Annotated in this window: 26 protein-coding genes; 15 read left to right on the top strand and 11 right to left on the bottom strand. The window is 71.1% G+C overall.

From position 1 onward, the window contains the following. Positions 1-123: 123 nt before the first annotated feature. The 6 genes from hemL to CWS50_RS00940 all read right to left on the bottom strand — a co-directional run bounded on the left by hemL (position 124) and on the right by CWS50_RS00940 (position 8870). Positions 124-1593 (bottom strand): glutamate-1-semialdehyde 2,1-aminomutase, encoded by a 1470-nt coding sequence (gene hemL / locus CWS50_RS00915; RefSeq protein ID WP_127841287.1) that lies wholly within the window; start codon positions 1591-1593, stop codon positions 124-126. Positions 1594-2411: 818 nt separating this feature from the next. Further along, the gene (gene hemB, locus CWS50_RS00920) at positions 2412-3554 is read right to left on the bottom strand and encodes a porphobilinogen synthase (protein ID WP_127841288.1); all 1143 of its coding nucleotides are present in this window, start codon (positions 3552-3554) and stop codon (positions 2412-2414) included. Beyond that, positions 3551-4624 (bottom strand): uroporphyrinogen-III synthase, encoded by a 1074-nt coding sequence (locus CWS50_RS00925; protein ID WP_127841289.1) that lies wholly within the window; start codon positions 4622-4624, stop codon positions 3551-3553. Before CWS50_RS00925 ends, hemB begins: the two co-directional genes overlap by 4 nt. A 5-nt stretch (positions 4625-4629) precedes the next feature. Further along, positions 4630-5916, bottom strand: a complete 1287-nt coding sequence (gene hemC / locus CWS50_RS00930; protein ID WP_127841290.1) for a hydroxymethylbilane synthase — start codon at positions 5914-5916, stop codon at positions 4630-4632. Between the two features lie 81 nt (positions 5917-5997). Continuing rightward, the gene (locus tag CWS50_RS00935) at positions 5998-7617 is read right to left on the bottom strand and encodes a protoporphyrinogen/coproporphyrinogen oxidase (RefSeq protein WP_279221959.1); all 1620 of its coding nucleotides are present in this window, start codon (positions 7615-7617) and stop codon (positions 5998-6000) included. After that, the gene (locus CWS50_RS00940) at positions 7614-8870 is read right to left on the bottom strand and encodes a uroporphyrinogen decarboxylase (RefSeq protein ID WP_127841291.1); all 1257 of its coding nucleotides are present in this window, start codon (positions 8868-8870) and stop codon (positions 7614-7616) included. Before CWS50_RS00940 ends, CWS50_RS00935 begins: the two co-directional genes overlap by 4 nt. Before the next feature lie 290 nt (positions 8871-9160). On the opposite strand from CWS50_RS00940, the gene CWS50_RS00945 reads away from it, so the two are divergent. The 6 genes from CWS50_RS00945 (at position 9161) to CWS50_RS00970 (ending at position 15737) form a co-directional block, all read left to right on the top strand. Beyond that, a complete protein-coding gene (locus CWS50_RS00945) occupies positions 9161-10834 on the top strand; it encodes a glutamyl-tRNA reductase (protein WP_127841292.1) in 1674 nt (557 codons plus the stop codon). Between the two features lie 59 nt (positions 10835-10893). Then, positions 10894-12246, top strand: a complete 1353-nt coding sequence (locus CWS50_RS00950) for a ferrochelatase (protein WP_243118388.1) — start codon at positions 10894-10896, stop codon at positions 12244-12246. Positions 12247-12305: 59 nt separating this feature from the next. Further along, on the top strand, positions 12306-13124 hold the full coding sequence (gene hemQ, locus CWS50_RS00955; protein WP_127841293.1) for a hydrogen peroxide-dependent heme synthase: 819 nt from the start codon (positions 12306-12308) through the stop codon (positions 13122-13124). A gap of 278 nt (positions 13125-13402) precedes the next feature. Then, positions 13403-14464 (top strand): macro domain-containing protein, encoded by a 1062-nt coding sequence (locus tag CWS50_RS00960; RefSeq protein WP_127841294.1) that lies wholly within the window; start codon positions 13403-13405, stop codon positions 14462-14464. 74 nt (positions 14465-14538) lie between these two features. Continuing rightward, complete coding sequence (locus CWS50_RS00965; RefSeq protein WP_127841295.1) at positions 14539-15195, top strand: TetR/AcrR family transcriptional regulator; 657 nt, start codon at positions 14539-14541, stop codon at positions 15193-15195. Between the two features lie 44 nt (positions 15196-15239). Further along, on the top strand, positions 15240-15737 hold the full coding sequence (locus tag CWS50_RS00970; protein ID WP_127841296.1) for a Dps family protein: 498 nt from the start codon (positions 15240-15242) through the stop codon (positions 15735-15737). A 158-nt stretch (positions 15738-15895) separates the two neighbouring features. On the opposite strand, the gene CWS50_RS00975 is transcribed toward CWS50_RS00970, so the two are convergent. Continuing rightward, positions 15896-16510, bottom strand: coding sequence for a TetR/AcrR family transcriptional regulator (locus CWS50_RS00975; protein ID WP_127841297.1), 615 nt, complete (start codon positions 16508-16510; stop codon positions 15896-15898). Between the two features lie 38 nt (positions 16511-16548). Between CWS50_RS00975 and CWS50_RS00980 the strand changes: the two genes are divergently transcribed. From CWS50_RS00980 to CWS50_RS13310, 7 genes are all read left to right on the top strand, one after another. Next, positions 16549-17847 carry an alpha-amylase family protein gene (locus CWS50_RS00980; RefSeq protein WP_127841298.1) on the top strand — a complete coding sequence of 433 codons (1299 nt, stop codon included), beginning with the start codon at positions 16549-16551 and terminating at the stop codon, positions 17845-17847. A gap of 63 nt (positions 17848-17910) precedes the next feature. After that, positions 17911-18951, top strand: a complete 1041-nt coding sequence (locus tag CWS50_RS00985; protein ID WP_127841299.1) for an Eco57I restriction-modification methylase domain-containing protein — start codon at positions 17911-17913, stop codon at positions 18949-18951. Further along, entirely contained in the window at positions 18948-19364 is a 417-nt protein-coding gene (locus CWS50_RS00990; protein ID WP_127841300.1) for a hypothetical protein, read from the top strand. Before CWS50_RS00985 ends, CWS50_RS00990 begins: the two co-directional genes overlap by 4 nt. Next, positions 19361-19849, top strand: coding sequence for a hypothetical protein (locus tag CWS50_RS13095; RefSeq protein ID WP_206610435.1), 489 nt, complete (start codon positions 19361-19363; stop codon positions 19847-19849). Before CWS50_RS00990 ends, CWS50_RS13095 begins: the two co-directional genes overlap by 4 nt. Before the next feature lie 76 nt (positions 19850-19925). Continuing rightward, positions 19926-20318 (top strand): BsuBI/PstI family type II restriction endonuclease, encoded by a 393-nt coding sequence (locus tag CWS50_RS13100; RefSeq protein WP_243118482.1) that lies wholly within the window; start codon positions 19926-19928, stop codon positions 20316-20318. A gap of 377 nt (positions 20319-20695) precedes the next feature. Next, on the top strand, positions 20696-21523 hold the full coding sequence (locus CWS50_RS01000) for an NAD(P)-dependent alcohol dehydrogenase (RefSeq protein ID WP_243118389.1): 828 nt from the start codon (positions 20696-20698) through the stop codon (positions 21521-21523). Further along, positions 21520-21747 carry an MDR/zinc-dependent alcohol dehydrogenase-like family protein gene (locus tag CWS50_RS13310; protein WP_243118390.1) on the top strand — a complete coding sequence of 76 codons (228 nt, stop codon included), beginning with the start codon at positions 21520-21522 and terminating at the stop codon, positions 21745-21747. The genes CWS50_RS01000 and CWS50_RS13310 overlap by 4 nt, the downstream gene beginning before the upstream one ends. Before the next feature lie 296 nt (positions 21748-22043). Here the strand turns inward: CWS50_RS13310 and CWS50_RS01005 are convergent, their stop codons facing one another. Further along, on the bottom strand, positions 22044-22532 hold the full coding sequence (locus CWS50_RS01005; protein ID WP_127841301.1) for an NUDIX hydrolase: 489 nt from the start codon (positions 22530-22532) through the stop codon (positions 22044-22046). 239 nt (positions 22533-22771) lie between these two features. Here CWS50_RS01005 and CWS50_RS13315 point away from each other — a divergent pair, with 239 nt between their 5' ends. Further along, positions 22772-23122 (top strand): isochorismatase family protein, encoded by a 351-nt coding sequence (locus CWS50_RS13315; protein WP_243118391.1) that lies wholly within the window; start codon positions 22772-22774, stop codon positions 23120-23122. After that, positions 23110-23406, top strand: coding sequence for a hypothetical protein (locus tag CWS50_RS13320; protein WP_243118392.1), 297 nt, complete (start codon positions 23110-23112; stop codon positions 23404-23406). The genes CWS50_RS13315 and CWS50_RS13320 overlap by 13 nt, the downstream gene beginning before the upstream one ends. Before the next feature lie 67 nt (positions 23407-23473). Here CWS50_RS13320 and CWS50_RS01015 read toward each other — a convergent pair whose 3' ends face one another. From CWS50_RS01015 to CWS50_RS01025, 3 genes are all read right to left on the bottom strand, one after another. Continuing rightward, positions 23474-23998: a NifU family protein gene (locus tag CWS50_RS01015; RefSeq protein ID WP_127843132.1), complete on the bottom strand. Its 525-nt coding sequence runs from the start codon at positions 23996-23998 to the stop codon at positions 23474-23476. Between the two features lie 113 nt (positions 23999-24111). Next, entirely contained in the window at positions 24112-26202 is a 2091-nt protein-coding gene (gene feoB, locus CWS50_RS01020; protein WP_127841302.1) for a ferrous iron transporter B, read from the bottom strand. Next, positions 26199-26549, bottom strand: a complete 351-nt coding sequence (locus tag CWS50_RS01025) for a FeoA family protein (protein ID WP_243118393.1) — start codon at positions 26547-26549, stop codon at positions 26199-26201. The genes feoB and CWS50_RS01025 overlap by 4 nt, the downstream gene beginning before the upstream one ends. Positions 26550-26677 lie beyond the last annotated feature (128 nt).

Here is a 26677-nt window from a genome sequence, read left to right on the forward strand (position 1 = left end):
GATTTGATACCGTATGTTGACCTCAGGAGAGTTTTCTTTAGGATGGAAACGATGGGTGAGGGCTTATGAGTGCCTCATCGCCGGAGCGGTACACCGTGAGGCCGTGCAGGAGGCCGGAAAGGTTTACTGTTCTGTTGCCGTGGGCTGCTGAGTGGGACGGGCCTGGGCGGCGGCGCGCGCAGCAGCCGGAGCAGCAGCGGCGACGGTCTCCACCGCCGCGTCGTCGTGCGCGGCGGAGACGAACCACGCCTCGAACACGGAGGGTGGCAGGGCCACGCCCTCCCGCAGGAAGGCGTGGAAGAAGGGGGCAAAGCGCCAGGTCTCCTGGGCCTGGGCGCTCTCGTAGTCGTGCACGCCGCTGCTGGCCGCGCTGTCCCCGAACATGACGGAGAACAGGGAGCCCGCGCGCTGGACACGGTGGGCCACCCCCTGGGCGCTCAGCGCCTCTGAGACCACCTGGCCCACCTGAGCCGCAGCCGTGTCAACAGCCCGGTAGACCTGGTCGTCAGCCAGACGCAGGGTGGCCAGGCCCGCTGCTGTGGCCAGTGGGCTGCCCGACAGGGTCCCCGCCTGGTACACGGGCCCCAGGGGGGCCAGCAGGTCCATGACGTCGGCACGCCCGCCGACGGCGGCCAGCGGCACCCCGCCGCCGACCACCTTGCCGAAGGTCAGGAGGTCGGGCACCCAGGAGGCTTCCGCCCTGCTCGCAGGCCAGGCTCGGGCGCCGTGAGCGCCGTGAGCACTGCCGGGCACGGGACCACCCTGCCCGTCAGCCACCCACCCCTCCACGGCCTCCAGGCCCCACCAGCCTGCCGGTCCCACACGGAAGCCGGTGAGCACCTCGTCAAGGATCATGAGGGCGCCGTGCTGGGCGGTCAGGCGCCGCACGCCTGCGGTGTAGCCGGGCAGCGGGGGCACCACCCCCATGTTGGCGGCCGCGCCCTCCAGGATGACGGCGGCCACCTCCTGGCCGCGCTGCTCCAGGCAGGCCTCCAAGGCGGGCAGGTCGTTGTAAGGCAGGACGACGGTCTGGGCGGCCACCGTCTGCGGTACCCCGGCGCTTCCGGGCAGGCCTCCCGTAGCCACGCCCGAGCCTGCTGCGGCCAGCAGGCCGTCAGAGTGGCCGTGGTAGCAGCCGGCGAGCTTGACCACGAGGTCGCGCCCGGTGGCCCCGCGCGCCAGGCGGACGGCTGTCATAGTTGCCTCGGTGCCGGTGGACACGAGGCGGACCCGCTCGGCCGCTGGTACCCGGCGGCGCACCTCCTGGGCCAGCAGGGTCTCCGCCTCCGTGGGCGCCCCGAAGGACAGCCCTCGACAGGCTGCCTCCCGCACGGCCTCCACCACGTCAGGGTGGGCGTGGCCCAGGAGGGCCGGACCCCAGGAGCCCACGAGGTCCACGTAACTGCGACCCTCGGTGTCACGGACCCGTGCGCCGCTGGCGGAGGTGATGAAGCGTGGGGTCCCGCCCACCGAGCCGAAGGCGCGTACCGGGGAGTCCACGCCCCCGGGAATGACGGCGCGGGCGGCCTCAAAGAGGGCGGCGTTGCTGTCAGCGGGGTGGCTGGAGGGCTGGGTGGGTGACTGAGTGGTCATCGGGACTCCTGTGTCCGTAGTTCGCGTCCGGTCGTGAGGTCGTGCGGTGGTGCGGCTGGAGATCCGACCATAGCCGCCCCTGCCGCTGCTGGGGCCCTGGCCGCCCCGGGTGCCCTGGGGTGTCACTGGGGCCTCCAGTCCTTCTCCCAGGGCATGGGGTCGTCGGGACAGACGGTGATCGCCTCCAGCTCGCGTACTCCTGGTCGGACAGGTAGTCCCTCCTGCGACGGTCCGCGTCGTCCCAGGAGCTGTGCAGGTGGTCGTCATGGCAGCAGAGGTGGCCGAAGGCGCAGGACCAGCCGCTCCCGGCCCCGGGGGGCGGTCTGTCCCGGGGTGCCGACTCCGCAGGGTCTGTCATATTCTCCGGGATGGCCCAGGGGGCTAGGGGCTGTCATCTGGGTGGTTCCATCCTGGCGGGAGCCGTGCGAGGTGGGCTGGTGCGGGACGCGCCTAGGTGGAGCGTGTCGGTGAGGCCCGGAGCTGTGCCACCAACCCGCACAGGGGTGAGCGACTGGTGCGTGGAGCGTGTCGGTGAGGCCGGGATCTGTGCCACCCTGGCTCGCCCCGGGCACGTGAGCCTGGCTCACGCGAGTCTGCTCCAGCGGGACGGTCTCCAGCCATGCGTGAGCCGCGTCAGGGGGGCTCACACTGTTCTACCCATCGTGGAGCAGTGACAACGAGTGTTCCCCCTCGGGGCTTCTGGGGCGTATCGGGCAGGGGCCGCTCGCCAGTGTCAGGCGGGAGCCACGCCACGGGGCCTTCCGGGCGCGGCGCTTCTTCCGGGCGCACGCGCGCGCCCCTCGCGACCACGCGCCCCGCTAGGAGGCCAGCCACCCGGGGTGCTCGGCGACCTGCCGGGCCCAGTAGGTCAGCACCACGTCGGCACCTGCGCGCACGATCCCCAGCAGCGACTCGGCGATAACCCGTTCACGCTCCACCCACCCGTTGCGGGCGGCGGCCTCCACCATGGCGTACTCCCCGGAGACCTGGTAGGCGGCCACGGGCACGGGACTGGCCGTAGCAACTTGGGCAAGGACGTCCAGGTAGGGGCCTGCGGGCTTGACCATGACCATGTCTGCGGCCTCGGCCGCGTCCAGGACGGCCTCGCGCAGTCCCTCGCGCCGGTTGGCGGGGTCGAGCTGGTAGGTGCGTCGGTCGCCTTGCAAGGTGGAGCGCACCGCCTCCCGGAAGGGGCCGAAGTAGGCCGAGGCGTACTTGGCCGAGTAGGCCAGGACCGCGACGTCGTCGTGCCCGGTGGCGTCCAGGGCGGCGCGTACCGCCGCGACCTGCCCGTCCATCATGCCCGAGGGTGAGACCATGTGCGCCCCCGCCTCCGCCTGGGACACGGCCATCGCCTGGTACAGGGGCAGGGTGGCGTCGTTGTCCACCTCACCCGCGCGAGGCCCGTCCTGCCGCAGCACGCCGCAGTGCCCGTGGCTGGTGAACTCGTCCAGGCAGGTGTCGGCGCACACCACCAGCGCGTCACCCACCTCAGCGCGCACCGCAGCCACCGCGTGGTTGAGGATGCCGTCCCCGGCCCAGGCCTGGCTGCCGACCTCGTCGCGTTCCTGGGGCACGCCGAACAGCACCATGCCGCCCAGCCCGGCGCGGGCGCAGGCAGCGGCCTCGGCGCGCAGCGAGTCCAGGGTGTGCTGGACGACGCCAGGCATCGCCTCCACCGGCTGCGGCTGGCTGACACCCTCGCGCACGAAGACCGGCTGCATGAGGCTGGCAGGGTCAACAGCGTGCTCGCGGGCCAGACGGCGCATCGCGGGCGTGGAGCGCAGGCGCCGGGGCCGCACGGTGGGCGGGGCGGGGGCGGGCACACCCCGGGAGGCCAGGAGGTCAGGGGCAGAGGGGCGAGGCGCAGCGCTGGTCGTGGGGCTGGTCGCAGTGCTGGTCGCGGAGCGGGGCGCGTCGAGAGCGGTGGGAGTCGTCACGGGAGTCTTTGTGGGAGTCATGGTGTCGTCTCTCCTGTCGAGGATCGTCTTCTTACGTCACCTGCGGTGTCTGCGGTGTGTATAGCCGTCTCGTCTGCCCGGACTGGGCGGCGGAGCGCCTCCTCGACCGCCCGGAGCACACCTGCTGGTGTGGGGGAGGCGGCGGTGGCGTCCACGATGATGCCTGCCTCCCTGGCGGCCTGGGCCGTCGTGGCCCCGATGGCGACGGTGCGGGTAGGAGGCGGTGGCGGCCCCACCAGGTGCAGGAGCGCGCGGGTCACCGAGGGAGCGGTCAGGACGACGACGTCCACCCTGCCGCCCTGCCAGGACGGCAGAAGCCCACTGGGCAGGTCCTCCGGCGGTGCCGGCACGGTGGTGTAGGCCTCCACCTGCTCCACCTGCCAGCCTGCCCGGCGCAGCCCCTGGGCCAGGACCGGGCTCGCCAGGGCGGAGGCGGGCAGAAGCACTCGCCTGCTCGTGTCAGTGATGCTGCCGGGGCTGTCACCGGGAAGGCTGCCGTCCGGGCTGTGCGAGCCACCTGCCGAGCCACCTGGGGCACTGGGGCCTGTGGCCAGCACGGGGTGGTGCAGGAGCGCCTGGGCGCTGCCATCAGCAACCACATCCGGGCTCCGGCCTATCAGGTCCCGCCAGGAGCGGGCCGTGGCCGGGCCGACGACGGCGACTCGCACGTCCTGCGGCAGTCCACGGTCGTGCCCGCCGGAGGGGGAGTGGTGCGCTAGTTGCCGGAGCAGGCAGGGAGCCAGCACCTCCACGGTCCGCGCCGAGGTCAGGACCAGCCAGGCTGCCTCCCCCGTGACCAGGCGGCGGCACAGGTTCTCCAGGGCACCTCCTTGCCCGGGGACAGGTGCGGTCCGGGTCAGGGCGGCTCGCTCCACGGTGGCCCCGGCGTGCTCGAGACCCTCGGCCAGCGCGTCGGGCGTGCGCAGGCGGGGCAGAAGGATCCTCAGGCCGCCCAGCCGCCGGGCACCGTCATCCGCAGCGCCGGGGTGAGTGGGCGCGGCCAGGGTGTCGTCGGGGGCAGCCGGGCGGTCGGTGAGCGGACCTGCACCTGGGGGGACGATCGGGCGCATGCCAGTCAGTCCTGCCTGGGGCCGCTCAGCCCTGCCGGGGGGTGCTCGGGCCTGCGCGCCTGGAGGTCCGACAGCTCGCCAGCGCCGTCCTCCAGCAGCACCGAGGCCACCCGGGCGCCAAGGTTCTCGGCCGTCACCAGGTCGGAGGTGGTGCGGGGGGCCGAGGAGCCCTGGGGGCGCACGCCCTGACCCCGGCCGCCGGGCAGGGGAACACGGCGCTCCCGAACCAGGCGGCGCTGTCCGTCCGGGGAGGACACGAGTGCGCGCAGAACCAGCTCGCGACGTGCCACAGAACCGGCTCCCGGAGAGCCGCGACGCCCCGGTGCGGTACTGGGGCCGCTCACGCTCGGGTGCCCGGCCGTGGCTGACCTGCTGTCCTGCGTTGCGGGTCCCGTCCCTGCCTGGGCCGGGCCGGAGGCGGGGTCGTGCGTCCCAGGCTCCAGGTCAACAACCCGTGCCCAGGCACCCACCGGCGCCGCGCACCCGGCCTCCAGCCCGGCCGTGAGGGCGCGCTCAGCGGTGACGGCCACGCGCGTGTCGGCGTCCTCCAGGCGCGCTGCGGCCCGTGCCAGGTCCTCGTGCTCCTCCAGGGTCCCGGCCCTGGCCTCAACGGCGAGCGCTCCCTGCGCCGGTGCCGGGAGCATGACCTCGGGGTCCAGGACCTGGCTCACGCAGTGCTCCAGCCCCAGGCGCCGCAGGCCGGCCAGTGCCAGCACCACGGCATCCAGGTCGCCCTGCGCATCGGGGCCAGCCGGGGCGACAGGCTCGTCGGTGCCTACCGCAGCGGCTGTGGCCAGACCGTTGACCCGAGCCAGCCGGGTGGGCACGTTGCCGCGTAGGTCCACAACCTCCAGGTCGGGGCGCACCGCCAGCAGCTGGGCCGCGCGGCGAGGGGAGCCGGTGCCCACGCGTGAGCCTGCGGGCAGCGCCTCCAGGGTCAGGCCGTCGCGGGCGCACAGGGCGTCGCGCGTGTCCTCCCGCCGGGGCACGCAGATGACCTCCAGACCGGATGCGGGTGCGGTGGGGAGGTCCTTGAAGGAGTGGACCGCCAGGTCCACATGGCTTCCTAGCAGGGCGCGGCGCAGCAGGGCGGCAAAGACGCCGGCTCCTCCCAGGTCACGCAGCGGGGTTCGGTCTCCGTCTCCCTGGGTGCGTACGGTCACCAGCGTGATGCCGGGGGCGCCCGCGTCCTCCAGGGCGCGTGCCACCTGGGTGGACTGGGTCAGCGCCAGACGTGAGCCTCGTGTACCCAGGCGGACGGCGCGGGTTGCAGGCTCCTGGCCGTCATGCATGCACGCCTCCTCCTCCCGAATTCCCTGCCACCCTAGGGGACAAATCTGTCTACGCCCTGGATGTCACCGGGGTGCGGCATGTCAGGTGCGGTTGAGCGGGACCAGCCTTCCGGCGGCTGCCCGTGCATGGGGCACGATGGCTGCAATCCCGGTCCCTGCTACCCACGCGCCCGTGACAACCAGCCCCTCCAGCCGTGCCACCTCCTCCTCCAGACGGGCTGTGCGTCGGCGGTAGGTGGGTGTGGGCGGGGGCAGCGTCCCGTCCCAGCGGGCCAGGACGTGGTCCAGTACCGCAGAAGGGTCCAGGCGCGTGCCGGTCAGGGTGGAGGCATCCTCCAGGGCGTCCTCCCGGTCCACCTCCGGGCGCGGACGGCCCGGGCGCCCGTAGGACAGGCGCAGGGCGTGTGTGCCCGGCCCGTGGCGCTCACGCAGCTGCCGTCCCACCCAGGGCCACTTGGCACTGAGGTGGGACAGGGCCTTGGCCCTCACCGGGCAGGAGGGGGACCCGCCGGGGGGCTCAGCCCCTGGCGCGACCAGCAGTCCCGAGCCCGTGGGGGCGTCGTCCAGCCCGGGGGCGCGGACCACCAGGACGAGGCGGGCCAGGCTGGTGCCGCAGGGCACCTCCACGTCGGTGTCCACGCCCGGGGCGCCCTCCAGCAGGCGCAGGGCGGCCCCCGGTGAGCAGGCCAGGACCACCCGTGCGGTGCGCAGGAGGCGCTGAGGTCCCACGGGGGTCGGCTCGTCGGAGGGTGACGGCCCTCGCTGGGTGTCTGAGACCGCCAGGGTCCACCTCCCGGGGGCCTCCTGCCTGAGCCACTGTGCCCCTGTGCGGGTCTCGGTCCTGCCGCCAGCGGCCTCAATAGCGTGCCGCAGGGCGTCGGTCAGGAGGAACAGGCCGCCCTCGACAGTGGCGTCGCCTCCTCGCCGCCCGCTGCGGCGACGGTGCTCCACCAGTTCAGCGACGGCCGCCCCCAGGCCGCCCAGGCGGGCTGTCGCCTCGCGCAGGCCCGGGGCCACGGTGTCGGTGGCGAGCACGCCGGGGTCGGCGGAGTGGATGCCCGCCACGACGGGACGGACCAGCCGGTCCAGCACGCCCTGGCCCATCCGGGTCCGCACGAAGGAGGCCAGGTCGCCAGGGTCCTGCGGCCGGGTGCCCACGAAGGCGGGCAGGTCCCGGTCCCGGGCTGCCAGGGCGGCCGCCTCGGTGCCGATGACGGAGACGACGTCGGGCGAGCCCGGGTCGGCGGGGATGCCCAGGAAGGCGTTGGCAGGGAAGGGGTGCAGCCCCCACGGCTGCGCAGAGGGGGCGCCCTCGTCTGCTGTCGGTGGCGCCGTCCCGGTGGGGACGTCCCGGGGCGGGGTGGCGCCCCCGGCCACGGGAGGCAGGAAGAGGTGGGGCCTGCCCGAGGGGGAGACGGTGGTCAGCCCGAGCTCGCGGGCCGTGGCCGTGACGCCCAGGGGTGAGTCGGCACGGGTGGCGAAGCCCTCGGCCCCCAGGTCGATCCGCACCCCGGCCACGCTGGCCCCCGCCACCAGCCCTCCGGTGTAGCCCCGGGCCTCCACCAGGAGGGGGCGCAGGCCTGCACGCGCCAGCTCCCAGGCGGCGCTCAGGCCCGCCATGCCGCCGCCCACGACGACGGCGTCCCAGTCCTGCTCCCGGTCCTGCGCTCCCTGCCGACCAGGCCTGGCCGGGGCGCTCACGACTGCTCCTGCGCAGGCTGCCAGCCCTCCAGGGCGGTCTCCTCCCAGTCGGTGGACCCGTGCACGCGGGCGACAACGCGGGTCAGCGTGTCGGGGTCGGTGGAGGGCGGGACGCCGTGCCCCAGGTTGACGACGTGGGCTGGTGCTGCCAGGCCGGCCTCCAGGCAGGTGTCGACCGCACGGGCCAGGACCGGCCACGGTGCGGCCAGCAGCGCCGGGTCAAGGTTGCCCTGCACCGGGCAGGGCCGCCCCTGTGGGTCGCTGCGTGACAGTGTCTCCACGGCCTCGCCCAGGTCGGTGCGCTCGTCCACCCCCACGGCGTGGGCGCCAGCGGCTCGCATGTCCCCCAGCAGCCGGGCGGTGCCGGTGCCGAAGTGCAGCAGGTGGGGCGGGCGGCCGGTCACGGGGGACACCGCCTGGCTGGCGGTCTCCAGGGCCAGGCGGGAGTAGGGGAGCACGTGCTGGCGGTAGAGGGTGGGGGACAGGGCGCCCGCCCAGGAGTCGAACAGCTGGGCGACGCAGGCCCCGGCAGCCACCTGGGTGGCGATAAAGGCACCTGTCAGCCGGGCGCACCAGGTCATCAGCCGGTCCCAGGAGGTGGGGTCGGCGTGCATGAGGGTGCGCGCCGCCAGGTGGTCCCGGCTGGGGCGCCCCTCCACCATGTAGGCGGCCAGGGTGAACGGGCCTCCACCGAACCCGATGAGCGGGGTCCAGGCGGCCTGACCGTGGCTGTGCCTCAGCCCGGCACGAGCCCGGTGCCCCAGGGCCGCCTGGCGCCCAGGAGCCTGCGGGCTCCCCAGCTCGGCGACGACGCGGCGCACGGCCTCGGCGACGGCCTCGGCCCCTGATGCCCCCTCCTGGGCTCCCGCTCCTGCACGGGCGTCGCCGTAGTGGTGCTCCAGGAGCGCGGTGACGTCCCTGGCCTCACGTACCGGGTGGTCCAGGACGGGGCCGACCCCCTCCTCAATGCGTACCGCCACCCCGGCCAGGCGCAGGGGGAGCACGATGTCGGAGAAGAGCACGGCCGCGTCCACGCCGTGACGGCGCACCGGCTGGAGAGTGGCCTCCGCCGCCAGGGACGGGTCCAGGCAGGCGTCCAGCATGGGGGCGCCGGCCCGTGCCCGCAGCTGGCGGTACTCTGGCAGCGACCTGCCGGCCTGGCGCATGAACCACACCGGGGTCCGTTGCGGCCTGCGGCCGTCTAGGGCCTCCAGGAGGGCGGGCAGGTGGGTGCTGGCCACGGGCCGAGGCATGCCGTCGGCACGGGAGAGCGGCCCTGAATTGTGTGCGGAGCCGGTGACGTAATAGGGGGTTGTGGGAGAGGGCGCGTTGTGCGGCCTGTTTTCACGTGGTGGTGCCTGGCTGGTGCACGGCATCTGGGCGGGGGCTCCTTGGTGACGGCGCTTCTGGCTGAGATCTTGCGGATTACTTTGATGACACAATGTCATGAATAGTGCGGCGGTCCTGCGCCGCTAGGTTATATGACGTAGCGGGGAAGGCTATTGTGCCTCCGGCCTTTCCGGGTGATTCAATACCACCTGACGTGGCGATTTACTTCATCTCAGCAGACCACCGCTTCCTGGACCTGGGGACAGTGTCCCGCCTGGGCGCGGTAGCCCCCGGACTGGGGAAGGAGCTCGTAGGCCTCCTACCCGGGCTGCGGGGTGCCATGGTGCTGGCAACCTGCAACCGGCTGTCACTCCTCCTGGACTCCCGCAGCGACTCCGGTGCTCCTCCCGGTGTCGCGCCTGACACCCACGGCGGCGCGGCCGTGCGCGACGGCGGAGGTGACGACTCAGACGACGTCGTCGGTGGCGCGGTACCCCCAGGCAGCAGGGAGGACGGAAGGTCTGTCCCCGGCCTGCCCGTGCCCGACGGGCTGGCTGCAACGGTGTCCCGAGTGTCCAGCCTCATGGCTCACCGGGCCGGGCTGGAGCGCGATGACCTCGCCTGGGCCTCCTGGGAGGGCGCGCAGGCCTACCGTGAGCTCTTCGCCACCGCCTGCGGGCTGGAGTCCATGGTGGTGGGAGAGCGGCAGATCGCCGGGCAGGTGCGTCGCGCCCTGAGGGAGGCTGGGCAGGAGGGCACGCTCAGTCCTGATCTGGTCCGTGTCGTGGAGCACGCCCTGGTTGTCTCCCGCAGGGTCGCGGCGGAGACGGATGTAGCGGGTCGTGGTCGCAGCCTGGCAGCGGTCGGCGTGGACCTCGTCGCCCAGGACCTGCCTCCTCTCGGCCGCTGCCGGGTCCTCCTGGTGGGGACCGGCTCCTACGCGGGGGCCACTGTCTCGGTGCTACGTGAGCGCGGTGCTACCGACGTGACCGTCTACTCCGCCTCGGACCGGGCACAGTCCTTCGCCCGGGGGCACGGCCTGCGTGCCCTGGACCCCGGCGGGCTCCAGGAGGCACTGGCCGCAGTGGACCTGGTTATCACCTGCCGCGGCCGGGGCGCCCCTGTGCTCACCTGCAGCCAGGTGTCGCGTGCCACCGCCCAGCGGATGCGGCAGGAGGGGGGCGCTCGGCCCCTGACGCTGCTGGACCTGTCCCTGGTCCGCGACGCCGAACGAGGTGTGGAGGAGCTGCCCGGGGTGATCTATACCGGGCTGGAGCGCATCCAGTCGGCCGTCCCCGAGGTGGGTACCGAGGACCTTGCGGCGGCCCGGGCCATCGTGGCTCAGGAGACGGAGGCGTTCGAGCGGTTCCTGCGGGGCCGCCGCATGGACGGCCTCATCACGGGGCTTCGCTCGCGGGTCAATGACATGGTGGCCCAGGAGGCCGCACGGCTGCGCCCGGTGCCTGCTGCGGGGCGGCGTGGTGCCGTAGGAGGGGCCGGCTCCGGGGGCGGGGTTGACGGTGAGGGCGCCGACAGGTCCGGGGGTGGTGCGGGGTCGTCCTGCAGGGGCGACGAGGAGGGCGAGGCGCTGGTCACTGTGGCTGAGGCGCACCAGGCGCTACGGAGGCTGGCCGCCCACCTCCTGCACCACCCCACCGTGGCTGCCCGTCGTGCCGGCCAGGCCGGCAGGGAGGAGGACTACCTCGCCGCCCTGGAGACCGTCCTGGGTCCTGAGGTGGCCGAAGGGTTGGCAGCCGGGCCGAGGAGCCGGGGTGACAGCGGCTCGGAGGTGCTTGGCGCCCCAGGCCTGCCGCAGGTGCTGCCCCTCGACGGGGACGGCCCTGGCGGGCGGAGCGGGACGCCCCCTTGTCCAGCCCGGGCACAGTGACAGCTGCCAGCGTGCCTGACCCCCGTCCTGTCTCTTGTCCTATCTCTTGGAGGGCACTAGTGAGCCTAGTGAGCAACCGCCCCGGGTACGACCCCCTGACCCCCTACGACGCCGTTCTCGTCCTGTCCTACGGCGGGCCCCGGGGGCCGCAGGACGTCCTGCCCTTCATGCGCAATGCCACCGCCGGGCGGGGCGTTCCCGACTCCCGCCTCCTGGAGGTCTCCGGCCACTACCAACGTTTTGGCGGGGTCTCGCCGATCAACGCGCGTAATGCGGAGCTCGTTGCCGCGCTGCGCGCTGAGCTGGAGGCCCGGGGCTGTGGCCGACCGGTCGTGGTGGGTAACCGCAACTGGCACCCCTTCGTCACCGAGGCCCTGCGCGAGCTGGCCGAGGCCGGGGCGCGGCGGGTCCTGGCCCTGACCACGTCGGCGTTCGCCTCCTACTCCGGGTGCAGACAGTACCGTGAGGACCTGGCCTCGGCCCTGGAGCGGCTGGAGGTGGGGGCGGACGGGACCACCGGGCGTGGTCCGGAGGCTGACGCCGCCGCGCGTGTGGGCGGAGCCGGAGGACAGCCGGTGCAGCTCGTCGTGGACAAGACCCGCCCCTGCTACAACGCTCCCGGTCTTCTGGAGGCCAATACCGACGCCATCGTCCAGGCCTACCAGGAGCTGGCCGCCGGTGGCGTCCCGGCTGCCGACGTGCGCCTGGTCCTGGTGACCCACTCCGTCCCCGTGGCCATGGAGGAGGGGTCTGCGCCCCACCGGCGCGGTCCTTCCCGGCTGCACCGGGGAGGGGCGGAGGCGGCCGCCCCGCACGCCTGCGACCTGGAGCCGGGGGTGGCACCCGACCTGTCCTCCGAGGTCTCCTACGTGACCCAGCACCAGGCCCTGGCCAGGGTGCTGGTCCCCTCCGTCGCCCGTCGGCTGGGGCTGGACCAGGTTCCTGACCACGACCTGGTCTACTGCTCCCGCTCCGGACCGCCCCAGGCGCGCTGGCTGGAGCCGGACATCAACGACCACCTGCGCTCCCTGGCTGCTGCGACGGCTTCCGGGACAGGGCGAGGCAGGCCCGCAGGTGTCGTCGTCGCCCCGGTCGGCTTCGTCTCCGACCACATGGAGGTGGTCTTCGACCTGGACACCGAGGCGAGGCAGACCGCGCACGACCTGGGCCTTGCCTACGCTCGCGCGGCGACGGCCGGAACCCACCCGGCCTTCGTGTCCTCCCTTGCCGATCTCCTGGTGGAGCGAGCCGCCTGCGCCAGGGGGGAGGAGGTCGTCCCGGTCACGACCACTGGGGTCGGCCCCTTCCACACGGTCTGTCCCCCGGGCTGCTGCCTCCCCGCTCCTGCTGAGGCCGCGCAGACCGCTGGCTCGGCCCCGGTGCCAACCGTCGCCTCAGCCGCCACTTCTTGACCACTACTCTGAATATATCCTGAGCACGACCCGAGCATCACCCTTGGTTAGGAGAGACAATGAGCAACAACCAGGACACGGCCGCAGCCCCTGCTGTCCACGGCGTGGGTCACGCCCCTAGCGCCGCTGCGGACGGCTCTGGTGACGAGGCCCGCCACTACCGCCACGACCCGCGTGACGCGGCCCATGTCGACCTTGACGCCGTCAACAACCAGAACCACTACGCCCTCTACGCCGTCATGCGGCTGGCCGCGCCGCTGCCGGCTGCGGACCCCGAGCGCCGCCAGGTTGTCGAGGAGTCCGCCGAGCTTGTCGAGGCCTCGGGGGTGACCACGCGTGGCTGGTACGACATCGCGGGCTTCCGCCCGGACGCGGACCTGCTGGTGTGGTGGCTCGACGACGACCCGGAGGTGCTCCAGGACGCCTACCACCGTCTACGGGCCAGTGCCCTGGGCCGGTACCTGGAGCCGGTGTGGTCCTGCATGGGGCTGCACACGCCCGCAGAGTTCAACCGGCGTCACATCCCGGCCTGCTTCGGTGGGGTGGTGCCGCGTGACTGGCTCATGGTCTACCCCTTCGTGCGCTCCTACGACTGGTACCTGCTCGACCCCCAGGAGCGCTCCCGGATGATGGCCGAGCACGGGCGTCACGGCTTCTCTGAGTACCCCGACGTCAAGGGGTCCACGCTGGCGACCTTCGGGCTGAGTGACTACGAGTGGGTCCTCGGCTTCGAGGCGGACACGCTGGACCGGCTGGAGGGGGTCCTGCACCACCAGCGCTACACCGAGGCGCGCCTGCACGTGCGCGTGGACACTCCCTTCTACACCGGTCGCCGCGTGGCGCCGCTGGAGTGGGCACGGCGCCAGCCCGGGGCCTGACAGCCTGGCGGGCCGGGGCGCGCAGGGCTGGCGAGCCCGTGTCCGCGCCCCGGCCCGCGACATCCTCTGCACCTCCCGTTCTCGCGTCGATTTACTCGGTGCCGCTAGCCATCGCGGGCCCTGGTCTCTTCCTGGCAGTAATCCGCATAAACGCTGTTAAGTTATAGGATATTACGACGTGGTATCATCATTGTGGCCACCGTATTCGCCGGTATGCGGCGGCTGCGGTGCCGACCGGGACCTGACGACTACCTGTCTGGGCCATAGGGGTGGTGCTCATGGTGGTGGGAGTGCTGCCGGGCAGCGGGCACGCTACCCGGCACGCCTCGGCGACGTCGCGGACCCAGAGGGTGCTGGACGCCGTAGGGAAGAGACGTCTGACGTTGGGCGGGTCGGCGCGCTCAGCTGCCTCCCCTGCCGACGCCTCTGCTGCCAGCCCGGCTGTGCTCCCGGCGGCCTGGAAGGAGACGGCCCGCTCCAGTGCCGACCGCTCCCGTCTGGTACGTCGCCTGGTCTACGCCCTCACGAGTGAGGAGGTGCAGGGGCGGCCCCTGTGGACGGACGTGACGATTCCTACCGATCCCGACGAGCTGCGGGCTCTTCTTGGGTTCATCCTCACGACCCGGCCGCCGGGCGCCCTTCCCGCTGACTTCGCTGCGGACCTGGATGCCCTGCTGGAGGCTGAGGCTGCCGAGCGTGGTCGCGTTGAGGCTATGAGCCTGCCCCCTCTTGCGGTTACTCACCGGGTGGGCGGTCGGCTCGGCCGGGTCCTCGCCCTGTGGCGGGGCAACCTGGTACGTCTTCGCGCTGACGCGGTGCTCAACTCGGCCAGGCCCCGCATGCTCGGCTGCTTCGTGCCAGGACACGACTGCACCGACAACGCCGTCCACGCCGCCGCAGGTCCTGCCCTGCGTCAGGAGTGCGACTCCTACATGAGACAGGCCGAGCGCTTCGACCCGCGTCGGCGCAGCGCCGGTGAGCCCCCTGGTGGGGCGGTGCTCACTGGTGGCTACCACCTGCCGGCCAAATACGTCATCCACACGGTCGGACCTGCGATCGAGCTGGGTGCGGCGCCGAGCGTGCAGGACCGCAGGGTGCTGGCAGCCTGCTACACCTCGGCGCTTGACGTGGCAGTGGCGGCGGGGCTGGGCAGTATCGGCCTGTGCGCGGTGTCGACCGGGGCCTTCGGGTACCCCGCCGAGATGGTGGGACTGGTGGCGATGGAGGCCGTCGTGTCCTGGGTCGCCCAGCACCCCGACTCCCCCCTGCGTATCGTGCTGTGCGCGAGCACTGCGGCGGAGGCCGCAGCCTATGAGGGGGCGCTGGCGCCCCTGCCGTGAGGGCGGACCGTGATGGACCATGATGGGCCGCGACGGTCGGTGGGGCGTTGCCGTACCGGCCCTACCATGGGGCTATGTGCCCCCAGCCTTCTGGTAGCAGCCCGGACCTCTCGACCGTGGTGCGGATCCGTGACGCTGCCATGGCTCGTTTTGCCAGGGACGGTCTGGGCGCGGGGCTGCGTGCCATCGCTGCGGACGCCGGTGTCACCGCCGGCCTCATCGTCCACCACTTCGGCTCCAAGGAGGGTCTGCGACAGGCCTGCGACGAGGAGGTTCTGCGCCTGGCGGCCCAGGCCAGGACGGACTCCGAGGTCATGGGCGGTCCTGTCGACCTGCTCACCCAGATGTCCCGCACCGAGGACTACGTCCCGGCTACTGCCTACGCCCTGCGCTCGCTCGTCGAGGGCGGTCCTCTGGGGGCGGCCCTGCTTGAGTCCGTCGTCGTCGACACGGCAGACTACATGAGTGCCGGTGTCGCCTCCGGGCACGTGGCCCCCACCTCCGACGAGGAGGGGCGCTCCCGATACCTGGTGTACTCCGGTTTCGGTGCCCTGGTGCTCTTTGCCCGCTACGCCGCCAGCGATCCCACAGATGTCGAGGCCGTGGTCCGCGAGTTCATGGAGTGGAGCGGCCCGGTGGCCGCCGAGCTCTACTCCACGGCGCTGCTGACCGACTCGGAGGCCCTTGCGACCTACCTCCAGGCGATGCGTGGAGCGGCCGCCGGTAACTGATAAGCGACACTCGTACTCAATGTAGTTGGTGTAAAGTAGGGGCCATGAGTACTGAGACCGCTACCACTCCTTCGATCGCCCTCGCCTTCACCGCCTCTGCCGCTCTGAGCGACAGCCTTCAGCGCGTGCTGACCGACCTCATCGCTCTCGAGCTGGTGGGCAAGCAGGCACACTGGAACATCGTCGGTTCGAACTTCCGCGACCTGCACCTCAACCTGGACGAGGTCGTCGACATCGCCCGTGAGGGCGGGGACGAGGTCGCCGAGCGCATGCGCGCCGTCAACGCGACCCCGGACGGTCGCCCGGCCACCGTGGCTGCCACCACCAGCCTGCCTACCGCCCCGGAGGGTGAGATCCTCACCTCCGAGGGCGTGGCCTACATCGTGTCCGCCATCGAGGCTGTTGTGGCCACGCTGCGTGGCGTGGACGAGCAGGTGGACGAGGAGGACCCGACCTCCTCCGGGATCATTGAGGACCTTATCGGCAAGCTTGAGCAGCAGGCCTGGTTCATCTCGGCCGAGGTCCGCAAGCCTGTGCGCTGAGGCTGGTGGCTGCCCGACGCGGCGGTACCTCAACCGACTGGCCGAGGTGTCGACTGCCTGGCCCCGGCGAGCGCACTGACCTGACAACGGCTCCTCCTGGCAGGACGACACGTCCTGCCAGGAGGAGCCGTGTGCTGTCGGGGCAGGGGTGGTGCGACTCAGGCCCGCCAGTCGCCCAGGGCTCCCTCCAGGCAGCCCAGAGCCGCCTCGACCAGCGGGTAGCGTTCCTCAGGGGGGCAGCCTGCCTGCGCCCAGCGCAGGCAGGCCGTGTCGAGGAAGCTGAGGTAGCCGTGGAAGGCGAAGTCGTCACGAGGGCCGTGGCTGCCACCGACTACCTCGGCCAGGGCGGTTACGGCCTGCTCGCGTGCCTGCTGGCGGACCTCGGTGGCGGGGCCAGGCTCATGGCCGGCCAGGAGCTGGTAGGTGGTCCACCCCGGGGTGCGCTCGATGATGAAGTCAAGGTAGGTCAGGATCGAGGTGCGTACCCGGTCCCGGGCTGAGGAGCCGGTGGGCAGCGCCTTGTCGGCCTGGATAATCTGCGCGGCGATCTCCTGGACAGCCTGGGATACTACCTCTGCGTACAGGCGCGCCTTGGAGGTAAAGTACTTGTGCACCAGGGCCTCGGAGGCCTCGACCTGGTGGGCTATGGAGGTCACGGACACGTCGTCGTAGGGCTGTGCGGCGAAGGCCTGGGCGGCGGCTGCGAGGATGAGGTCGCGACGCTCCTGGGGGTCCATCCGCCGACGGGGCCGCAGGTCAGTGCGCGGAGACATGTTGACATAGTACCGGCGGCTGTGGGTATCCTCGGACCATGTCTAGTGAGCAATCTAGAATAAGTGCTCCCGGGCTCCCGACCTGGGCGTCCACCTGTGTGTGGTGGCAGGTCTACCCCCTGGGGGCTACCGGGGCACCGGTGCGGCCTGAGCCGGGCGCCCCGCTGGTCGAGCCTGGTGCCGCCCCCCGGCTGGACCGCCTGGAGCCGTGGCTCGACTACGCCGTGGAGCTCGGTGCCAACGGCCTGTCCCTGGGGCCGATCTTTGCCTCCTCCACCCACGGCTACGACACGACCGACCACTTCCGCATTGACCCGCGTCTGGGTGACGACGCCGCGTTTGACCGACTGGCCCGCTCCTGCCAGGACCGGGGGCTGGCCCTCATGCTCGACGGGGTCCTCAACCACGTGGGCGCCCAGCACCCGCTGCTGCGCGCCGCCCTGGAGGGCGGGCACGAGCGGGAGATGTTCCGCCTTGAGGGTGCTGGGCAGGATGCTGTCGGCCCCGGCTACGCCACCTTTGAGGGGCACGAGTCCCTGGCGGTGCTCAACCACGACTCCCAGCAGGTCGTAGACCTTGCAGTGCGGGTCCTGTCGCACTGGCTGGACCGGGGGGCCAGCGCCTGGCGGCTGGACGCCGCCTACGCCGTGCCGCCCGCCTTCTGGGCACGCGTGCTGCCCCGAGTGCGCGAGAACCACCCCCAGGCGTGGTTCATGGGGGAGGTCATCCACGGCGACTACCCGGGGATCGTCACCGAGTCCACGATGGACTCCGTGACCCAGTACGAACTGTGGAAGGCGGTGTGGAGCTCGGTCAACGACGCCAACCTCTACGAGCTGGACTGGTGCCTGAGCCGCCACAACGAGATGCTGGAGACCTTCACCCCGGCCACCTTCGTGGGCAACCACGACGTCACCCGTATTGCCAGCCGGGTAGGCGAGGCCGGGGCGGCCCTGGCCGCCGTCGTCCTCATGACCGTGGGCGGGGTGCCCAGCGTCTACTACGGTGACGAGCAGGCCTTCCGCGGGGTCAAGACCGAGACCCTGGGCGGGGACGACGAGGTCCGCCCGGCCCTGCCCGAGCAGCCCTCCGGGCTGTCGGCTGCGGGGCAGTGGATGTACCGGCTGCACCAGGACCTCATCGGCCTGCGGCGGCGCCACCCCTGGCTGGTGCGGGCGCGCACCGAGGTCACCTCCCTGGACAACCCGGTCCTGGCCTACGACGCCGTCGGGCAGGACGGGCAGCGCCTGAGCGTGAGCCTCGCGCTGGAGCCGGCCCCGCGGGCCGAGGTGCGTGCTCCCGGGGAGGAGGCGCTCGTGGTCGAGGCTCCGAGGTAGGCGCCAACAAGGGGGCAGGGGCGGGGACCGGAATCTGTCACTGGCCCCGAGTCGCCTGGGCCAGTGAGTTTTCTGCAGCAATCAGTGAACCTCCTGGAGCGCGCGGCTGCTCGGCGTGAGGCCGCTCTGGCCAGGCTGGACGCGCGCAGCCAGTCTGACCTGGGCCAGTTCTTCACGCCCGCGGCGGTCGCGTGGATCATGGCGAGCATGCCGCGCCTGCCCGAGGGCGGGGTACTGCGGGTCCTGGATCCTGGCGCGGGTACTGGCGTGCTCTCAGCGGCGGTGGTGGAGCGTGTACGGCGCGAGCGTCCCGATGCCCAGGTGGTGGTGACCGCTGTGGAGGTAGACCCCGGTCTGCACCCTGCTCTGGCCGAGACCCTTGAGGACTGTAGACAGGCAGGGGCACAGACCACTCTGGTGGGTGGCAGCCTTGTGGACTGGGCGCGGCACACAGATGAGCGCTTTGACCTGGTAATCCAGAACCCGCCTTACCACAAGATCCGCTCAGGATCGGCGCTTGACCGTGACCTGCGAAGCCTTGGGGTTGCTGTGCCCAACGTCTACGCGGGCTTTATGGCGCTTGGTGCGTTGCTGCTTGCCCCAAACGGCCAGCAGGTGTCCATCACCCCCCGCTCCTGGATGAACGGCACCTACTTCACGCGGTTCCGGCGCTCCTTCCTCGGTGCTGTCGGCATTGACGCCATCCACACCTTTCGTTCGCGTGCCGAGGTGTTCGCGGACCTGGGCGTGCTGCAGGAGACCATCATCGTCAGTGCTACGCGGGGCAGGCAGGCGGAGACGGTTCGGCTGTCTTCCTCCGTTGACCACCGCGACGACCCCACAGTCCGCGAGGTGGCGGGGAGCCAGGTTGTCACCGATGACTTCGTGTTCGTCCCGGCCACCCAGGAGGACGCCGAGGCTGTCAGCTGGATGGACTGTGCCAGGCATACGCTTGCCTCGTTGGGGCTGACCGCCTCCACTGGTCGGGTGGTGGACTTCCGCTCGCGCGAGCACCTGGCTCGGCAAGGTGGCGGGGTACTGCTCCAATGGTCTACTCCGCCAATATCACCAGGGGGCGGGTGGTGCACCCACGAGGCAGCGTGAGCAAGCCCCAGTGGTTCCGCGCCGACTCGGCGGCGGCCTCACGGCTGCTGGTACCAGCGGGCACCTACGTGCTGGTCAAGAGGTTCGCCGCGAAGGAGGAGAGGCGGCGGCTGGTCGCGGCGGTGTGGTCCGGTGAGGGCGAGCCCGCCTTTGACAACAAGCTCAACTACATTCACCAGCAGGGGCGCGGCCTGGAGCCCGAGGTGGCCTCCGGTCTGGCAACATGGTTGGGCTCCAAGCAGGTTGACGACTACTTCCGGGTGCTCTCCGGGCACACTCAGGTCAACGCGGGGGACCTGAGACGCATGAGGTTCCCGAGCCTGGAGCAGCTGCGGCTCATGGGGCGCCTGTCCCTGAGCCCGGAGGATGCGGTGGAACGGGTCATGAGTGCCAGTCGGATGTGGGCGGCATGAGCACGATTGAGGAGGCGCGGGAGGTTCTCAGGGCCTTCGGCTTTGACAAGAAGCGTACGAACGAGGCGTCAGCGCGTACGCTACTCGCACTGGCGGGGCTGGTTGAAGGCTCATCATGGGCAGACGCGACGAACGAGCGTATGGGGGTCCGGGCTATCCTGGACTGGATGCGCGGTCCTCTGGGATACCCGATCGCCGAGAACTCGCGGGAGACGATCCGAAGGTTTGTGCTTCACCAGTTCGTTGATGCTGGATTCTGCCTCCACAATGACGATGATCCCTTGCGGGCAACCAACTCGTCGAGGAACAGCTATAGACTGAACCCAGAGGCCCTGCTCACCATCCGTCAGTACGGAAGCCCTGATTTTGCCCTTGCTGTTGAGGAGTACCTCGCGGAGGTCGGGAGCCTGACGGCCAAGTACCGAGCCGCACGCGATTTGGCCCGGATTCCGGTGACAAGCCTGATGGTGATGCCTTCACGTTGAGAGCCGGTGGGCAGAACGTGCTCATCAAGGCCATGGTAGAAGAGTTCTGCTCGTACTTTGTTCCTGGGGAGAGGTCCTGTATGTCGGTGACGCCGACTCAAAAACCGGAACGTTTGAGCATGACCGTCTTGCTGCTCTCGGAGTCGTCGTTGACGAGCACGGAAAGATGCCTGATCTCGTGGTCTACCAGCCAGAGAAGAACTGGCTTTTTCTCATGGAGGCTGCCTCAACGCACGGTCCGGTTGACAGCATCAGATACAGTGAGTTGTCAAAGATCTTCCGCGACGCGACTGCAGGACTGGTCTACGTCTCCTGCTTCCCTGACCGGGCCGCGATGAGGAAGTTTCTTGCCGAACTGGCGTGGGAGACGGGGGTGTGGCTGGCGTCAGATCCGACCCACATGATCCACCTCGACGGCTCGCGATTCCTCGGGCCCTACGGGACAAGTCCTGAAGAGGGGCAGGAATGAGTTGCTGATTGTGGCTCATTCGGGCTTGATGCTCCGCTCATAGACGTCCCTCGGATCCTGCTCGTGTGGGAGTCGCCTGTCTCTGTCTGGTAAGCATCCAGGTCATCGTGGGCGTAGCTGCCCAGGTGAGGCAGGCCCCGGCAGACCCCTGCTGACAGGGTCCCGCACGGGCGTCGGGGCACAGCCGTAGATATGGCAGCCCTCCTGCTGCGCGGGCCCGCCCAGCGCGTGAGGTGCCGGCTCTGGTACGCAAGCGCATGCTCCCCTACCCAGGGCCATCGTGCTGGCCCAGGCGCGGTGCCGTCAGCCGGAGGCGGTGCCCAGGTGCCCTGCCGCGGGCCGGCCCAGGTGCGCCCAGATCACGAGAGAAGCTGCATATGGCCACCACCGTCCAGGCCTACGGGACCCCCGCCGCGGGGGAGCCGCTCGTGCCAGTCACCATTGAGTGGCGTGAGACCGGGCCCCACGACGTCAGCCTTGACATCCTCTACTGCGGCATCTGCCACTCCGACATCCACTTCGCCCAGGGTGACTTTGGTCCCCTCCTGGTCTCCCCGCTGGTGCCTGGCCACGAGATTGTCGGGGTCGTCACCCAGGTGGGCAGCGCGGTGACTCGCCACCAGGTGGGCGACCGAGTGGGCAGCGGCTGCATGGTGAACTCCTGCCGCCAGTGTGAGAACTGCCGGGACGGCCAGGAGCAGTACTGCCTCAACGGCCACACTCTGGCCTTTGGCAGCCTGGACCGGGACGGGACCTATACCCAGGGCGGCTTCTCCCGGGCGGTCGTGGCCAACGAGGACTTTGTACTGCGGTTGCCCCAGAGCTTGGACCCGGTCTCAGTCGCGCCACTGCTGTGTGCGGGCATCACCGTGCACGCGCCCCAGCGCAGGTGGGGCGCAGGGCCTGGGCGGCACGTAGCCGTCGTCGGCCCGGGCGGCCTGGGTCACCTGGAGGTCAAGATGGCCGGGGTCATGGGCGCGCAGGTGACTGTCCTGTCCCGGTCCCAGGCCAAGCGGGACGCCGCCGCCCAGCTGGGTGCCGACGACTACGTCGCCACCGGCGACGGCACGGCCTTCCAGCGCCTGGCCAGCACCTTTGACATCATCCTCAACACGGTCAGCGCGCCGATTGACTTGGACGCCCACCCGGGGATGCTGCGCCGCAGGGCACTCTCGCCACGGTCGGCGTCTCCACCGAGGCGATGACGCAAAGCGCCTTCTCCCTCCTCAACAACGGCCGCAGCCTGGCCGGGTCGCAGTTCGCCGGGATCGCGCAGACCCAGGAGATGCTGGATTTCTGCGCCGACCACGACGTGGCCGCCACGGTCGAGGCCATCGCCGCCAGCGGCATCAACGAGGCCTTTGCCCGAGTGCTGGCTTCGGACGTGCGCTACCGGTTCGTCGTTGACACCGCCACCGTCACTGGCTAGGTGCGTGAGGCCTGAGACCGTTGATGATGTGGTCTGGGCCAGGTAAGAGGATGCTGCTGCACATCTTCGCCGAGGGAGGGAGCGCACAGTCAGCGCACAGTCACCGAGATGGCGCGGAAAGAGGCCAGCGCACGGCCGCAGACGGGGCTGAAGATGTGCAGCACGCCCCCCGTTGCACATCTTCAGCCCCGCTGCGGTGCCCGGGGCGGTTCGGTACCCGTTCAATGACGCCACTTTGCCTGCGGCCAGCAGGTGCAGGCAGCCCCAAGATGTGCAACGACGTTTGCCGCTGAAACCTACTGAAACCGCGCCCCCGAGGCGGGGTCTGCCAGCCAGTCCAGGGCAGCCTGCAGCCGCCCCGGGGTGGTCCCCAGCAGGGGGCTGGGCAGGGCGTTGGGACTGAACCACCCCACCTGGGTGGACTCCTCGTCGGCCACGCGGGCGGGTGCTGAGCCGGGTGCGGGCCGGGCCACGAAGGTCATGTCCATGAAGGCGCACTGGTCCCCGTTGGGGAAAGCCATGGGCTCCCCAGCGCTGACGCTGGCCACCCCGAGGATCTCCGCCTCCACGCCTGTTTCCTCCAGGCACTCGCGGCGGGCTGCGGCACCGGGCTGCTCGCCGGGCTCGGGTATCCCTGAGACCACGGCCCAGTGGGCGTTGTCGGCGCGGCGGCCCAGCAGTACGCGCCCGTCGTCGTCGACGACGACGATGCTCACCCCCGGCAGCCACAGCAGGTCGTGGCCGATCTTCTTGCGCAGGGACAGGATGAAGTCCGGGGTCGCCATGGGGAGAGCCTAGGGGGAGGATGTCACGGCGCCAGTAGCGCCAGGCCGGTGTCTGGTGTCGCCGGGCTGTCCCGGGCGGGCTGTCGGTAGCGCTGGCGCTCGTGGCTGGTGGCGGCGCCTACTGGCCCGTCCCGTCGTGGGGTCCCCATGGCGGCGGGAGCATGCCTTGCGCCACTGCTGACCGGGCGGCTCAGTGTCCTTCAGATATCACACTGCCCAAAAGCTGTCAGGAGGTTCATATGAGCAGGTCGTCCGCAGGCTGCCAGCGCGCGCTGGTGGTTGTCGACGCCCAGCAGGAGTACGCCCGCGGTCCGCTGAAGGTGTGCTACCCGACGCTGGAGGACTCGCTCACCAGGGTTGAGCAGGCTCTGACTGCGGAGGCTGCGGCCGGGATACCTGTGGTGCTCGTCCAGCACCACGGGCGGCCGGGCGGTGTCGTCTTCGACCCGCAGCACGAGGGGGTCCGACTGCTTCCGCGCGTCGAGGCGCTGGTCAGGCCGGGCTGGAGGCGGGTGGTCAAGCACTACGCCTCTGTCTACGAGGGTACTGGCCTGGCTCAGTGCTCACGGAGCGGGGCGTGGACACGGTGACCCTGGTGGGCTACATGACCAACAACGGCGTCCTGGCCTCGGCCGCCGCCGACTCCCTGGCGCTGGCCACAGAGGTGCTGTCTGACGCCACGGGTGCGGTCCGCCTGAGCAACGCGGCCGGGAGGGCTGACGCGCAGACGGTGCACACGACTCTCGTGGCGCTGCTGCACTCCAACTGGGTGGCAGTGGCCACCACCAGCCGGTGGGTGCGGGCACTGGAGAGGGGTGTGGTGCTGCCGCGCAGCAGCCTCGTGGCCTCGGTCCGCTGGCTGCCCAGCAGGTGATGGTCGGCGGGCCGGTGGCTGGGGCGGCTGCCTGGGTCTGGGTGATTGGTGGTGGGGCCGTGCCCGCTCAGGAGCTCTGGCGGACCTCGACCAGCCAGGGGCAGCGGCGCCGCAGCAGGCGCTCGAAACGGACGTGCATGGTCATCACCGCAGCCGGGCAGTCGTGACAGGCTCCCTGGAGGTCGACCTCGACGACGCCGCCACGGACCGCGCGCACCGTGAAGGACCCCCCGTGGCTGCGCGCCAGGTCGTTGACGGCCTCCTCGGCGACCTCCTGCGCGGCAGCCTCCAGCACGTCGTCGCGGCCAAGGGCGAGGGCGCTGGCGGCAGGTGCCCAACCCCCGGGCGAGGCCAGGGCCGCCACCAGGGCGCTGCGCACGGTCTCGCCCTCCTCCTCCCAGGAGCGCTCGGCCCCCAGCATGGTGACGACGCCCCCCGGGACGACGTGGACGGCGGCCAGGGTGCCGTCATCAAGAAGCCTCTGCAAGGGGGCCGGGACCTCCGACACCTGTCCTGAGAAGGGCAGCAGGCCGTGAGGGACCACCCAGCGCAGGACACTGGGGTCGGGCGTGGAGACGGGGTGCGTGGGCACGGCACGTCGTGGGGTGCCCTTCCAGGCTGCCGCCCTGGTGTCGCGGCCGTGGCGGAGACGACGCCTCACCAGGTTGCTCCGGTCATGCTCATAGACCCTGCTCTCAGCGCCCCTCACACCACTGCCATGACGATCATCCGGGCCGCTGCGGCCATGACCCAGGCGGTGACGAACATGTAGCCGTAGGCGATCAGCGGCCACTTCCAGGTGCCGGTCTCCCGGCGCATCGCGCCCGCTGTGGCCATGCACTGGAGGGCGTAGACGAAGAAGACGAGGATGGCGGCCACGGTAGCGGGGTTGAAGAGCGGGTCACCAGCCTGGTGCGTGAGGGTGTCCTCCTGGTAGGTGAGGGACTCCAGGCGGGCGCCGGGGTCCTCCGGGTCACCGGCGGCAGCGATCTGGCCCAGGGTGGCCACAAAGGTCTCCCGGGCTGCCAGGGAGGACAGCACGGCCACGTTGATCCGCCAGTCGAAGCCCAGCGGCTCGAAGACCGGCTCCACGGTGCGGCCCACGGCGGCCGCCCAGGAGCTGTTCATGGTGTAGGAGGTCTGCTCGGCCTCCAGAAGGGACTCCAGCTCGGCGGCGTCGGTGACGGGGGCGCCGTCGTCGTCCACCACCGTTGAGGACGCGGGGTTCTCGACGGCGGCCGCCACGGCGGCGCACTGGGGGTCGGAGGCACAGTAGGCCTCGAACTGGGACTGGGGCCGTAAGGGCACGTTGAGCAGCACCCACAGGACCACGGTGGTCAGGGTGATGATGGTGCCGGCCTTCTTCAGGAAGCCCTTGCAGGCGTCCCACACCATCAGCACGACCGTACGCGGCCGTGGCAGACGGTAGGGCGGCATCTCCATGTAGAAGGGCAGCAGCACGCCGTCGCGGTCGCTCAGGCGCTTGACCACCCACGCCGCCGTCATGGCGGACACGGCCCCCAGCAGGTAGAGGCCAAACATGATGGTGCCCCGGGCGCCGAAGGGCCCCAGGGTCGCGTCCGCGTCCACCAGCAGGGAGATCATGATGACGTAGACGGGCAGGCGCGCCGAGCAGGTCATGAGCGGCGCCGCGAGCATCGTGGCCAGGCGGTCCTTGGCACTGGGCAGGGTGCGGGTGGCCATGATCCCCGGGATGGCGCAGGCGAAGGAGGACAGCAGCGCCACGAAGGCGCGCCCCTCCAGCCCGGCGCGGCTCATCACCTTGTCCATGAGGAAGGCGGCGCGGGACATGTAGCCCACCCCTTCCAGGAGGGCGATGATGAGGAACATGATGGCGATCTGCGGAAGGAACACGACGACCTCGCCGACGCCGCCGATGAGGCCGTCGGCCAGGAGGCCAGCCAGGAGGGGGTGGGGGCCTTCCAGACGGGTGCGCACGGCGTCCGCCAGGAGGTCGCGGCCTGCCTCGATAGCGTCCTGGAAGGGGACGGCCCAGGTGAAGACGGCCTGGAAAAAGGCGTACATGACGGCGAGGAACACCAGGGTCCCGGCAACAGGGTGGAGCAGCACGCGGTCCACGGCGTTGGTGACCCGGTCGGCGGCGGGGGAGGAGAAGTCGGCCGCTGCCAGGACGGAGTCGCTCCAGGAGGCGAGCTCGGCGGGGTCTGTGGGCGGTGCCACGGGGGTGCGGGGCCAGCCGGCCACTGTGCCCAGCAGCGCCCGCAGCTGGGGCACCCCTGTCCCCCGATGCCCCAGGACCCGCACGACCGGGACACCCAGGGCCTGTTCCAGGGCCTTGATGTCGAGGCGTCCCCCGCGGCGGGTCAGCTCGTCGGACATGGTGACTGCCAGGCAGGTGGGCAGGCCCAGGCGGAGGGCCTGCGCCACAAAGGTCATCCCGCGGCGCAGGGTGGTGGCGTCGACGACGACGACAAGCGCGTCGGGGACGTCAACCTGCTCGCAGCGCCCGGTCAGCACGTCGTGCACGATCTGCTCGTCGGGGCTGATGGGCTCCAGCGAGTAGGAGCCGGGCAGGTCCTCAATAGTCAGGGTGGTTGTGCCGGTCTGGCAGGTGCCCAGGGAGCGGGAGACGGTGACACCCGGGTAGTTGCCGGTCCTGGCCCGCAGCCCGGTCAGGGCGTTGTAGATGGAGGTCTTGCCCGCGTTCGGGGCGCCTGCCAGGGCCACGCGCCGCGCTCCTGTGACCAGCACGGTGCTGGCACCCGGCCCGCAGTGGCAGCCGCCGTCACCGGTGCCGCAGTGCCCGGTGCTCATGAGGCCTCTTCTCCGGGTTCTGCGGGTTCTCCGGCGGTGGTGGCTGTGGTGACAGCGGTGACCTGGACGTGTGCGACGTCCCGCCTGCGCAAGCACAGCTCGTAGTCAGCCACGAGGAAGACGACCGGGTCGCCCAGGGGCGCTCGTCGCAGCGCCTGGATCACGCGACCAGGCCTCAGCCCCAGGTCCTGTAGCCGGCGGTCCAGACGTGCCTGCACCGTGGCCGTCGTGGCCCGCTCGCTGACGGAGGTGATGACGGCACAGGAACCGGGCTGGAGGTCTGATAGCGGGTGCGTCCGCTGTCCCAGGCCTGACCGCGCTTCACATGTCTGAGGTGAGGTTGCCACGATGATCCTCTAGTCCTCTAGTTGTCGCCCTGCCGGCTCGGGGCACGAGCGTCTTCCACTGGTGACAGAAACTAACGGTAGCCTTTCCTGACAGATGTGTCATGTGGTGGGGGACCCCGCGCGAGCGT

The sequence above is a fragment of the Actinomyces wuliandei genome (genome assembly GCF_004010955.1).
GTDB lineage: Bacteria > Actinomycetota > Actinomycetes > Actinomycetales > Actinomycetaceae > Actinomyces > Actinomyces wuliandei.